Here is a 12,312-nt window from a genome sequence, read left to right on the forward strand (position 1 = left end):
ATTTGTAAATGTAAGTTAAAAAATGAAAATAATAAGGAACATTTTATGATTATATTTCACACTTCTTTAGGTGATATAAAAATTGATACTTTTGACGATAAAGCGCCAGAAACAGTTAAAAATTTTGTTGAATATTGCCAAGAAGGTTTCTACAACAATACTATCTTCCACCGAGTCATTAATAATTTTATGATTCAAGGCGGTGGTTTTGAACCTGGTATGAAGCAGAAAAAAACCAAGTCTCCGATCAAAAACGAAGCGGATAATGGCTTGAAAAATAATCGTGGCACTTTAGCTATGGCTCGCACATCCGATCCTCATTCTGCTACTGCGCAATTTTTTATTAATGTCGTTGATAATGATTATTTAAATTATCGTTCATCAGACATTAATGGTTATGGCTATTGTGTTTTTGCGCAAGTGGTTGATGGTATGGACGTGGTTGATAAAATTAAAGGAGTAAAAACAGGGCGCAGTGGTATGCATTCTGATGTGCCTGTTGAAGATGTAATCATTAAGAGTGTAACGGTTGAATAATCCAATTCGTTATTTTATTGCAGATATTCATCTAACGGATAATGAGCCTGCTTCGGGTTATTTTGATATAACCGCAGGCTTTTTATCTTTCTTAGAGAGCCTACCTGATTGCTGTGAACTCTATATTCTTGGTGATTTATTTGACTACTGGATAGGTGATGATGTTGATTCAAAGTTACATCAACAAATTTCACTTGCATTGCGATCACTAACAAAACGGCAAATTAAAACCTATTTTATTCATGGTAATCGTGATTTCCTATTAGGCGAAAGATATGCTAAATCATGTAATATGACGATTTTAGCGGATATTAACTGTTTACCTAATGCATATAGTAATATCCTCTTTTTACATGGTGACTTATTATGCACGGATGATCCACAGTATCAAAAATTTCGTAAGATCATGCATAAAAAATGGTTACAAAAACTTTTCTTGAAACTTCCGCTGTTTATTCGTTTAAAGATTGCAGGCAAATTGCGACAAAAGAGCAGTTTACACAATCAAATTAAATCAGAAAGTATTATGGATGTGAATCAACAAGCTATTGAAAAGATGATGAGTAAATATAATGCCAATATTATGGTACATGGTCATACACATAAGCCAGCGACACATGAATTTTTAATTGATGGTAAACCTGCTAGTCGATTGGTGTTAGGCGCTTGGCATGATGGCGTATCTTACATTAAACAAGACAGTAATTGTGATACATTGCAGCTTTATAACCACTCTTTTAAATAATCACTTTGTAAAATGTTTTGAGTTTTCCCATGAGACAGTAATTTTCCCTGTTCTAAAATAACTACATAGTTCGCTATACGTTTAACTTCATTAATGTTATGAGTGACATAAATGATCGGCACTTTTAACTCGTTAACTAATATATCAATATAGCTTAATAACTCTTTTTTTCTTGGCATATCTAATGCCGATAATGGCTCATCCATTAATAATAATTGGGGATTGGTTAATAACGCCCGACCAATTGCCACTCGTTGTTTTTCACCACCAGACAACATCGTCGGGTAGCGTTTTAATAAGTGGTTAATGTTGAGTACTTCAATAATTTCATCGAATTTTTGTTGATTAATCTTCTTTGCGCCATAAGTAAGATTCTTTAATACTTTCAAGTGAGGGAAAAGTAAAGCATCTTGAAAAACGGTACCAATATTCCTTTGTTCAGGGGGAACAAAAATATTTTGTTGAGTCGAAACCAACGTCACATCATTAAGTAAAATTTTACCCTTATCAGGTTTAATCAAACCATTTATTAAGTTTATTAATGTTGATTTGCCCGCACCTGAAACACCTAAAATAGCTGTCACACCTTGACAGGGAATGGTTTGCTTGAATTCAAAGGAAAAAGTGGTCAATTGTTTAATAACATCTATATTTATCATCATTTATTGTCCCAATAATTTCCTTTTATGCCAGCGGTTTAACATTTCTGATAAAAATAGCGCAACCAACGATAGCGCAATTGAAATAATGCATAGCCTTAAAGCGGCATTTTCTCCATTAGGCATTTGCAATAATGTATACATTGCTAGGGGAAGGGTTCTCGTTTCACCTTGAATATTCGATACAAATGTAATAGTAGCACCAAATTCGCCAAGACAACGTGCGAAACCTAGCACTGTGCCCATTAAAATACCAGGAAAAGCTAAAGGTAGTGTGATTGTCATAAATACTCGTAAACGATTTGCACCTAATGTGCGTGCGACATTTTCTAAACGTGAATCAATTGATTCTATCGCTAAACGAATTGAGCGAACCAATAATGGAAATGCCACCACAGCAGAAGCTAAAGCAGCACCTTGCCAGTTAAAACTAAAGCTAATATCTAAATAGTGATTTAACCAACTGCCGATGATACCGTTGCGTCCCATCGTTAATAGTAATAAATAACCAAGTACTACCGGCGGTAAAACTAAAGGCAAATGTATAATGCTATCAAAAAGCGATTTCCCATAAAATTGACATCTAGCTAAAATCCAAGCGGTCAAAATACCAATAGGCAAACTAAATAGAATTGCTACTCCAGCTATTTTTAGACTAAGTAGCAATGTTTGCCATTCAAATACGGTCAATATCATAATAATTCGTTACTATTTAGTTACAAATCCGTATTTTTCAAAAATCGTTTTAGCTTGTGGTGATTTTAAATATTGGTAAAAATCGTTTGCTTCAGGTTTTAATAAAGTAACGGGATATTCAATAGATGTAAAAGTTTCAGCAGGAAAGATACCAACAATTTTTACTTTATCACTTACTTTTGCATCAGTACTATAAACAATACCCAGTGCTGCTTCATTGCGTTCAACCAACATCAATGCATCACGAACATTACTCGCAGGGGCAAATTGTGGTGCAAGTTTGTCAAATACACCTAAATGAGTTAATGACTCTTTAGCATAAAGCCCTGCTGGAACATGATCGGGATCACCTATTGCTATCCTTTCTCCTTTAGGAAGGATCTCATTCCAATTGGTATTCATGTGAATGTCAACTTTATTTAATTTTGATTGTGCCGGTGCAATCAAAACTAATGCATTTTTAAGTAAATCTTCTTTATCTTTAATTAATTTATTTTCAATAAGGTAGGTCATCCATTTTTGGTCGGCTGACATAAAAATATCGGCAGGAGCACCTTGTTGAATTTGCTTGGCTAAAACCGAAGATGAGGCAAATGAAAAAACGACTTCAACATTTTTATGATCTGATTTATATTCTGAAGCGATATCTTGCATCGCATTCGTTAATGACGCAGCTGCAAATACCGTAACTTTTTCAAGTGCCTGTGCTGTAAAAGTGAATATTAAAGTCGTTAAAGCAAAAATTAATATAGAGATTTTTTTCATTCTATTCCTCACTACCAAAGATAATTGATCGTAATTAGTTAATAATGTACGTTATGATTATTTTACTAATGCTCAATGTTTTTTATTTAGAAAATATGAAAACTGAATCATAGTGCAAAACATAGTAACATTTCGTTATATAAAATAAAACATATCGATGTAATCGAGCGTATTGATAATAAACAAATACATTAGCAAAAATCTAATTTTGTATCACTTAGGTAATAAGGTTGTTAGGATAGAATTTATCTAATTGATTTATCAATTTTCTTTGCCAAAGAAAGAATTATTTCTCACAAATTTTGTAGGAAGCAATAAAAGGGTCTACAATACCTAAATTGTTTTTTAATAGAGCTATTTTAAAGTTTATCAAGGTATACAAATGATCCTCTCGCCCGATATTTTGTTAACACTCAATTTGAACCAACAACTCTTTATTGATCCAAGGCGTATTGCTTTACTCAAAGCCATTGAAAAAACAGGTTCATTAAGCCAAGCTGCCAAACAAATAGGGTTGAGTTATAAAACGGCTTGGGATGCAATAAGTGAAATTAATAGGCTGACAACCAAACCTTTTTTAATTACCACAACTGGTGGTAAAAATGGTGGTGGTACTAAATTAAGTTCCTACGCAGTAAGATTTATTCAACTTTACGATCTTTTAACCCACTTACAACATAATGCTTTTAATATATTAAATGATGATAATGTACCGCTAGATGATATTTTAAAAGCTACCGCAAGATTATCATTACAAACCAGTGCTCGAAATCAATTGTATGGTAGTGTTAAACACATTGAAACAAACCATGTTGCCGGATATGTTACGGTTAAATTAAGCGATAACCAAACAGAATTAAAAGGTTACATCACTCAACAAAGTATTGAAAGATTAAAGCTAAGTGTGGATAAAACGGTACTTCTGCTAATCAAAGCCCCCTTAATTGAGTTAAATGATGCCAATGAAAATAGTTTATCAGTTAAGGTTGAAACCATAAAAAACGATGGTGAATGGACTGAAATTGAATTTACATTGCCATCGGGTATGAAACTTTATGCAAGTAAATTAACCCAAGAAGTCAAGCAGTATGATTTATACAAAGATAAACCGCTAACAATATCAATTCATCCTCAGCATATTATTGTTGCCACATTAGTTTAGTAAAACGAGGTCATTATGTTAACCATTGAAAATGCTCACTACAAGATTAGTGACTATAAAGTTTTCACCATTGAATCACTCACTATCAGTCCAGGACAAAGTATTGCTTTTGTTGGCCGTAATGGCAGTGGAAAGTCTGTACTAGCTAAAGCACTTGCGGGCGAACAAAAATTATTATCGGGTCGAGTGATTAATCAATTTGAATCCGTAGCCTATATTTCGTTTGAACAGTTACAAAAGTTAATTGAAGAGGAATGGCAACGCAATAATACCGATATGCTTAGTGAAGGTGAAAATGATACAGGATTAACCACTCAACAAATTATTCAAGAAAATAATAAAGACGAAAAACTTTGTCTCAAACTTGCAGAACAATTTGGAATAAGTCATCTGTTAAATCGGCGATTTAAATATCTTTCCACAGGTGAAACGCGTAAAACACTCATCTGTCGAATGTTAATGTTAAATCCTCAATTATTAATATTAGACGAACCGTTTGATGGTTTAGATATCTTATCGCGGGAAAATTTAGCAGAAAAACTGGGTCAATTAGCCAAACAAGGCATTTCAATAGTATTGGTTTTGAATAGATTTAATGAAATTCCAACCTTTATTGAAAATATTGGTCTTCTTGTAGATTGTCAGCTATTGAAATTTGGAACTAAAGCAACCATATTAAACGATGAAATAGTTAAGCAACTAGCAGATTTAGAAAACCTGCCCAATATGCCGTTACCCGAAGCAGACGAACCACCAATTCAATTAGCCGATCAATTAGAACGTGTAAGCTTAAATAATGTTTATATTCAATACGATGATAAATTTATCATTAATGGATTAACATGGCAGGTAAAAGCCAATGAGAATTGGCAAATTGTCGGGCCGAATGGTGCAGGAAAATCCACGCTATTGAGCTTAATAACAGGGGATCATCCACAAGGTTATTGTAATGATCTTACTTTATTTGGTCGCAGACGTGGTTCCGGAGAAACCATTTGGGATATTAAACGGCACATTGGTTATGTAAGCAGCAGTTTGCATCTCGATTATCGTGTAAGTTCCAGCGTTAAAGCTGTGTTAATTTCTGGATATTTTGATTCGATTGGGGTCTATCAGGCCGCTAGTGATAGGCAAGCGAAATTAGCTGATGAATGGTTACATTTACTGGGTCTGAAAGATCATGCTGATAAGCCTTTTCAATCATTATCATGGGGACAGCAAAGATTAATATTAATAGCAAGAGCGTTGGTTAAACATCCAACACTACTTATTTTAGATGAACCTTTACAAGGGTTAGATCATCTTAATCGAGAGTTAGTAAAATGTTGGATAGATCGCTTAATAGAGGAAGGGCACACACAACTGTTATTTGTATCTCATCATGTGGAAGATGCTCCAAAATGCATCACTCATCGATTAATATTTGTGCCTAACTTCGATCATAGCTATCAATATAAATTTGAAGTACTGAATTAGTTATTAGTTTTTAACTATTAAAATCGATTTAAAAAATAGGAATAACCTTAAAAAAAAAGGTGTTTTTATTAAGGATTTTTTGCTTGATCTTTGAAAAAAGTTTATAGCAATTATACTTAGAGAGTTATCCCCGTTGCCTGTGGATAACTCTGTGAGTAGTTTATTGAAAACAGCTCAGAAGCCAATAGCTATCAGGTTTTAAGTTGGTTTGGTCACATGTTAGTCATGATTTATATTATTGTTATTTATCAATGCGTTATATTAAATCAAGCTGTTGTTTTCGAACTAATCTGATAAGCGTTTTTGTTAACTGAACAAAAAATATAAGATTTTAAAAGGTCAAGCCTTTTTGGGGATAATTTTTATTAATAGGTAAAATATTAGGTTACGATGTAATGAAAAAATTTAAATTGTGTTCCGAATTCAAACCTGCTGGGGATCAACCAGAAGCAATAAAAAGGATTAATCAAAATCTTGATGATGGAATTGCACATCAAACATTATTAGGTGTAACTGGATCGGGTAAAACGTTCACTATGGCAAACGTTATTGCCCATCATAATCGCCCAACAATTATTCTTGCGCCAAACAAAACATTGGCAGCTCAATTATACGGTGAAATGAAAGCTTTTTTCCCTGAGAACGCTGTTGAGTATTTTGTTTCTTATTATGACTATTATCAGCCAGAGTCTTATGTGCCTTCAACTGATACATTTATTGAAAAAGATGCATCGATTAATGAACACATTGAACAAATGCGTTTGTCAGCAACCAAATCATTACTTGAACGTCGTGATGTCGTGATCGTTGCCTCCGTGTCCGCTATCTATGGATTAGGTGCGCCTGAGACCTATATGTCAATGATATTGCATTTAACTAAAGGTACGATAACCGATCAACGAGCAATCCTAACACGTCTTGCTGAACTACAATATACGCGTAATGAAATTGGTTTTAGCCGAGGTACGTTTCGGGTTCGTGGCGATGTGATCGATATTTTTCCTGCTGACTCAGATGAACTTGCTGTGCGCGTTGAACTGTTTGATGATGAAGTTGATCGGATTGTGATGTTCGACCCTTTAACGGGGAGTGCTGTGAATGAAGTATCACGTATTACCATCTATCCAAAAACTCACTACGTGACACCTAGAAATATTATGGACAATGCGATAGCACAAATTAAGCAGGAACTAAAAGAGCGTCAAAAGGTACTTCTTGATAATAATCGCCTTTTAGAAGAGCAACGATTAACGCAACGTACACTCTTTGATATTGAGATGATGACAGAACTTGGTTATTGTTCGGGGATAGAAAATTATTCGCGTTTTCTATCACAGCGTAATCCAGGTGATCCACCTGCAACGTTATTTGATTATTTACCAGCAGATGGGTTACTGTTTATTGACGAATCGCATGTGGCCATTCCACAGCTTGGAGCCATGTACAATGGTGACCGATCACGTAAACTGAATCTGGTTGAGTATGGATTTCGTTTACCATCGGCGTTAGATAATAGACCTTTAAAGTTTTCTGAATTCGAAAATATTATGCCACAAACGATATACGTATCGGCAACACCCGCGACCTATGAAATTGAAAAATCTGGGGGCGAAATCATTGAACAAGTCGTGAGACCAACAGGTTTATTGGATCCAATTATCGAAGTTAGACCTGTTGCAACACAAGTGGATGATCTCTTATCAGAAATTAAACTCCGAATTAATAATGATGAGCGAGTGTTAGTTACTACATTGACCAAACGAATGTCAGAAAACTTAACGGATTATTTATCAGAGCATAATGTGAATGTTAAATATCTACATTCAGATATCAATACCGTTGAACGAATGGAAATAATTCGTGACTTACGTCTTGGTAAAGTCGATGTATTAGTGGGCATTAACTTATTGCGTGAAGGATTAGATATTCCTGAAGTCTCACTGGTTGCCATTTTAGATGCTGATCGGGAAGGCTTTTTGCGTTCTGAGAGTTCATTGATTCAAACCGTTGGTCGAGCAGCGCGTAATGTGAATGGGAAAGCAATTTTATATGCTGATAAGATTACCCCTGCAATGCAGAAAACGATTGACGAAACGGCTCGACGCCGTAAAAAGCAGCAGGATTTTAATACTAATCACGGTATAACACCAAAATCAGTACGCAAAGAAATTAAAGATATTTTGGACGCAGGATTGAGCACTAAAAAAGCAACAGCTAAAATACAGGCGTTTGAACCAAATAAACCGTATAATTATGTGTCGGTTAAAGATGTACAAGCAAGAGTTAAAGAGCTTGAAGCAATGATGTACGAAGCTGCGCAAAATCTGGAATTTGAAAAAGCGGGTGTATTACGTGACGAGATCAAAAAATTGCGTGCAGATTTTATTAAAGTATCTTAGTTAATCATCGAACAAGGAAATCATGATGACAATTATTCGAATTGACCCACAAGATCGTTGGTCAGAAGCAGTGATTCACAATAATGTTATATATTACACTAGTGTGCCAAGCAATTTAATCCATGACGCTTATGAGCAGACTAAAAGTGCCCTAGCGGAAATCGATAAAATTTTAGTCAGTGCAGGCAGTGACAAAAGTCATATTTTAGATGTGACGATATTTTTAGTAAATAAAAGTGATTTTGAAACGATGAATAAAGCTTGGGATGAGTGGGTTGCTAAAGGATCTGCGCCTGTGCGGTGTACCGTACAGGCTGGCTTAATGAACCCTGATTACTTAGTCGAAATAAAAATCATTGCTGCTATAAAAAAATAAAGTTCTACAATTCCGCCATTAAAGATGGCGGATCCCTTTTAAACGGTCTGTTTACCTACTTAAATCTTCAGAAATAAAATCTTTTTCTATGAGTAAAATGGTCGAATTTTTTAACGTTGATATTTCAAATCTTGGTTATTCTTATCCCCATAAGATAAAATTTGGTGTATACTTCAACAACATAATAATTTATATACACATATAATTTTATATGCATATTCAACCTAAAATTGCCATTGTAATGGGCTCCAAAAGTGATTGGGCAACCATGCAACATGCTGCTGATATTCTTGACGCTTTAGCTATCAATTATCATGTCGAAATTGTTTCCGCTCATCGAACTCCTGATAAATTATTTCAATTTGCACAAGAAGCCAAACAACGAGGTTTTGATGTCATCATTGCCGGAGCAGGCGGTGCGGCGCATTTGCCTGGTATGTTAGCGGCAAAAACCTTAGTACCAGTATTAGGTGTACCTGTTCAAAGTGCAGCCTTAAATGGTGTTGATAGCCTCTATTCTATTGTACAGATGCCAAAAGGTATACCTGTAGGAACACTGGCTATTGGTAAAGCAGGTGCAGCCAACGCGGCACTATTAGCAGCGCAAATTCTTGCTTTACATAACCAAGAGCTCTATCAACGTTTAACCACTTGGCGATTAAGCCAAACAGATGAAGTATTAAATAACCCCGATCCAAGAGTAGATGCTTAAAATGACGATTAAATCAGTTTGTGTTTTAGGGAATGGTCAATTAGGCCGAATGTTAAAACAAGCAGGTGAACCATTAGGCGTTCATGTATTCCCTGTCGGCTTAGATGTTGATCCAACAACTATCCCATACCAACAATCGGTCATTACTGCCGAGATTGAACGCTGGCCAGATACCCCTTTTACTCAAATTTTAGCTAATCATTCTCATTTTATTAATCGAGATATTTTTCCGATTATTGCTGATCGACTAACCCAAAAACAGCTATTTGATGAACTAGGTTTATCTACTGCTAAATGGTCATTATTAGAAGATCCGCAAAATTGGACAAAATTATTTGCAGAGTTTGGTGAATTGTTAATTGTCAAACGTCGAACTGGAGGATACGACGGTCGAGGACAATGGCGTATCACTAATCAAAGCGATATAACCGTACCTGATGATATATACCATAATGCGATTGTAGAACAGGCTATCGCTTTTGAAAAAGAGATCTCCTTAGTCGGAGCACGTAACGGAAAAGGTGAAACTGTTTTTTATCCGCTGACGAATAATTTGCATCAAGACGGTATTTTAAAAATGAGTGTCGCTATCCCTAACCAATATCCAATATTACAAGCTAAAGCAGAAAAAATGCTAAAAGCTATTATGGATAAACTTAATTATATTGGTGTAATGGCAATGGAATGTTTTGTCATGGGCGATAACTTATTGATTAATGAATTAGCGCCAAGGGTACATAACAGTGGACATTGGACACAAAATGGAGCTTCTATTAGTCAATTTGAGTTACATTTGCGGGCGATATTGGCATTACCACTCCCACAACCGAATGTATTTGCGCCATCGGTTATGATCAACTTAGTTGGGACTCAATTAAACCTAAATTGGTTGTCTGTTGATTTAGTTCATCTACATTGGTATGAAAAAGAAGTTAGAGCAGGTCGTAAAGTCGGGCATCTAAATTTAACTCACAATCAACCAGAGAAATTGAAACACTCTTTATCTCTTTTAACACCACTTTTACCGGATGAGTATCAATCATCGATTGAATGGGCAAAAAAACAATTGTTGTAGTTTAAATACAAAGGATTGAATATGGTAGACTTTTCAAAAAAAATCAATTATCAACGTGATGCAAGTAAAGCACGCGAGGTTTTAACTGATCCCTATTCAATCGTTCGCCAGTTTGAGAGTGATCGAGGAAGAATAATCAATTCCGCTGCGATAAGACGTTTGCAACAAAAAACACAAGTCTTTCCTCTAGAAAGAAACTCTGTTGTTAGAACTCGTCTTACTCACTCAATGGAAGTTCAACAAGTCGGTCGATATATTGTTAAAGAAATCATCCATCGACTAAGCAAATCAAAAAAACTTAAAACCTATGGGTTTGATAATATTATTACCTCGATTGAAAGTTTAGTTGAAATGGCTTGCTTAATGCATGATATTGGCAATCCGCCATTTGGCCATTTTGGTGAAAAAGCAATAAATCACTGGTTTGTTAAACAGTTAGGTGTGGATGTTCAACCAAAATATTCCGTACTTCAACCCCAAGAGTCGGATGATGAGACGATTAAAGAACTAAAAATTAAAATTCGTCGTGATTTATCCAACTTTGAAGGTAATGCTCAAGCCATAAGGTTAGTACATAGTATCCAAAGATTAAATCTCACTTATTCACAAGTCGCCTCAATATTAAAATACACTAAACCTGCTTATTTGCCTAAAGAAGATATACCTACAGAGTTTTCTTATTTAATGAAAAAACCTGGTTATTATTTGTCTGAAGAACCATTTATAAAAAAATTATCTAACCAACTGGAAATTCAGCCATTTCATCGTTATCCACTCACTTATATTATGGAAGCTGCGGACGATATCTCTTACTGTATAGCGGATCTTGAAGATGCAGTAGAAAAGAAACTCTTTACGGTTCAACAACTCTATCACTATTTAGAAAAAGCTTGGGGGAATATTAAAGAGGGTGATTTATTTGACAAAGTAGTAAAACGTCCATACGTTAATCTGGAGCAAAAAAAATTTAACTCAATTGCTATTGGGCAATTTTTTATGTATCTACGAGTGAATACCATTAGTAAACTTGTTTACCATGCTGCTGAACGCTTTGTTGAAAATATTGAAGACATCTATCATGGTTCGTTTAATCATGCATTATTGGAAGATCATGGCGCCGAATATCAATTATTAAAAATATTTAAAAGAGTGGGTGTCGAACATGTTTTTAATCATGAATCGGTAGAAAATATAGAATTGCAAGGTTATCGTATTATCAGTGGATTATTAGATATTTACAGTCCGTTGCTAAACATGCCGACTAATGAATTTTTTAAACTTGCTGAAGAAAACAATCATCATCAATACCCAATTGAAACCAGACTTTATCATAAACTCTCTGCTAAACATTGTGATGCTTATCTACAGGCAACGAACTTGATTGGAAAAAAAGATCCCAAATTTGCCTATTGGGAATTTTATTACCGTTGTCGATTGTTGCAAGATTACATTAGCGGTATGACTGATCACTTTGCTTATGATGAATACCGTAAATTGATGGTAACTTTTTAATCCTATTATCATTTTATCGGACAGAGCACCAAATAGAAGCATAAGCACTATCGTTGTGCATAATAAAATAATATATCTATTTCTGTTAATTAGAATTTTAAAAGAGAGTAAATTAACACATTAACATTGGTATATTAATAATAACTCCAGCTCAATTAATATCAATTCGGATAATTTTCAACACAATGCAACTGATAA

Annotated in this window: 12 protein-coding genes; 9 read left to right on the forward strand and 3 right to left on the reverse strand. The window is 34.8% G+C overall.

What is annotated here, in order from left to right; genetic code table 11:
• The first annotated feature begins 45 nt into the window (after positions 1–45).
• Together ppiB and AC5LW9_RS05330 are read left to right on the forward strand one after the other, a co-directional pair.
• Positions 46–537 (forward strand): peptidylprolyl isomerase B, encoded by a 492-nt coding sequence (gene ppiB, locus AC5LW9_RS05325; protein WP_198228805.1) that lies wholly within the window; start codon positions 46–48, stop codon positions 535–537.
• On the forward strand, positions 530–1,282 hold the full coding sequence (locus AC5LW9_RS05330; RefSeq protein ID WP_493456443.1) for a UDP-2,3-diacylglucosamine diphosphatase: 753 nt from the start codon (positions 530–532) through the stop codon (positions 1,280–1,282). The genes ppiB and AC5LW9_RS05330 overlap by 8 nt, the downstream gene beginning before the upstream one ends.
• Here the strand turns inward: AC5LW9_RS05330 and modC are convergent.
• Genes modC through modA form a run of 3 tightly spaced genes read right to left on the reverse strand, consistent with a single transcriptional unit; the run spans position 1,261 to position 3,414 of the window.
• The gene (gene modC, locus AC5LW9_RS05335) at positions 1,261–1,944 is read right to left on the reverse strand and encodes a molybdenum ABC transporter ATP-binding protein (RefSeq protein ID WP_493456444.1); all 684 of its coding nucleotides are present in this window, start codon (positions 1,942–1,944) and stop codon (positions 1,261–1,263) included. The two genes, AC5LW9_RS05330 and modC, sit on opposite strands and share 22 nt — an antisense overlap.
• Entirely contained in the window at positions 1,945–2,637 is a 693-nt protein-coding gene (gene modB / locus AC5LW9_RS05340) for a molybdate ABC transporter permease subunit (protein WP_198228808.1), read from the reverse strand. It lies immediately after the preceding gene.
• 12 nt (positions 2,638–2,649) lie between these two features.
• Positions 2,650–3,414, reverse strand: coding sequence for a molybdate ABC transporter substrate-binding protein (modA, locus tag AC5LW9_RS05345; protein ID WP_370528605.1), 765 nt, complete (start codon positions 3,412–3,414; stop codon positions 2,650–2,652).
• A gap of 370 nt (positions 3,415–3,784) precedes the next feature.
• On the opposite strand from modA, the gene AC5LW9_RS05350 reads away from it, so the two are divergent.
• The 7 genes from AC5LW9_RS05350 to dgt all read left to right on the forward strand — a co-directional run bounded on the left by AC5LW9_RS05350 (position 3,785) and on the right by dgt (position 12,114).
• Complete coding sequence (locus AC5LW9_RS05350) at positions 3,785–4,564, forward strand: TOBE domain-containing protein (RefSeq protein ID WP_493456445.1); 780 nt, start codon at positions 3,785–3,787, stop codon at positions 4,562–4,564.
• Between the two features lie 15 nt (positions 4,565–4,579).
• Entirely contained in the window at positions 4,580–6,040 is a 1,461-nt protein-coding gene (gene modF / locus AC5LW9_RS05355) for a molybdate ABC transporter ATP-binding protein ModF (protein WP_144091682.1), read from the forward strand.
• Positions 6,041–6,435: 395 nt separating this feature from the next.
• Positions 6,436–8,439 (forward strand): excinuclease ABC subunit UvrB, encoded by a 2,004-nt coding sequence (gene uvrB / locus AC5LW9_RS05360; protein WP_198228811.1) that lies wholly within the window; start codon positions 6,436–6,438, stop codon positions 8,437–8,439.
• A 25-nt stretch (positions 8,440–8,464) separates the two neighbouring features.
• On the forward strand, positions 8,465–8,815 hold the full coding sequence (locus AC5LW9_RS05365) for a RidA family protein (RefSeq protein WP_493456446.1): 351 nt from the start codon (positions 8,465–8,467) through the stop codon (positions 8,813–8,815).
• 211 nt (positions 8,816–9,026) lie between these two features.
• Positions 9,027–9,527, forward strand: a complete 501-nt coding sequence (gene purE / locus AC5LW9_RS05370; RefSeq protein WP_086326574.1) for a 5-(carboxyamino)imidazole ribonucleotide mutase — start codon at positions 9,027–9,029, stop codon at positions 9,525–9,527.
• A gap of 7 nt (positions 9,528–9,534) precedes the next feature.
• Positions 9,535–10,602, forward strand: a complete 1,068-nt coding sequence (purK, locus tag AC5LW9_RS05375; protein ID WP_493456596.1) for a 5-(carboxyamino)imidazole ribonucleotide synthase — start codon at positions 9,535–9,537, stop codon at positions 10,600–10,602.
• A gap of 21 nt (positions 10,603–10,623) precedes the next feature.
• Complete coding sequence (gene dgt, locus AC5LW9_RS05380) at positions 10,624–12,114, forward strand: dGTPase (RefSeq protein ID WP_493456447.1); 1,491 nt, start codon at positions 10,624–10,626, stop codon at positions 12,112–12,114.
• The last annotated feature ends 198 nt before the right edge of the window (positions 12,115–12,312 follow it).

Source organism: Gilliamella sp. LMG 34360 (assembly GCF_984568995.1).

Excerpts from the sequence above, each read along its gene's own strand:
- AC5LW9_RS05350 (WP_493456445.1), top strand. The coding sequence starts at position 3,785 with ATGATCCTCTCGCCCGATATTTTGTTAACACTCAATTTGAACCAACAA.
- modC (WP_493456444.1), bottom strand. The coding sequence starts at position 1,944 with ATGATGATAAATATAGATGTTATTAAACAATTGACCACTTTTTCCTTT.
- dgt (WP_493456447.1), top strand. The coding sequence starts at position 10,624 with ATGGTAGACTTTTCAAAAAAAATCAATTATCAACGTGATGCAAGTAAA.
- modF (WP_144091682.1), top strand. The coding sequence starts at position 4,580 with ATGTTAACCATTGAAAATGCTCACTACAAGATTAGTGACTATAAAGTT.
- modB (WP_198228808.1), bottom strand. The coding sequence starts at position 2,637 with ATGATATTGACCGTATTTGAATGGCAAACATTGCTACTTAGTCTAAAA.
- uvrB (WP_198228811.1), top strand. The coding sequence starts at position 6,436 with ATGAAAAAATTTAAATTGTGTTCCGAATTCAAACCTGCTGGGGATCAA.
- AC5LW9_RS05365 (WP_493456446.1), top strand. The coding sequence starts at position 8,465 with ATGACAATTATTCGAATTGACCCACAAGATCGTTGGTCAGAAGCAGTG.
- purE (WP_086326574.1), top strand. The coding sequence starts at position 9,027 with ATGCATATTCAACCTAAAATTGCCATTGTAATGGGCTCCAAAAGTGAT.
- ppiB (WP_198228805.1), top strand. The coding sequence starts at position 46 with ATGATTATATTTCACACTTCTTTAGGTGATATAAAAATTGATACTTTT.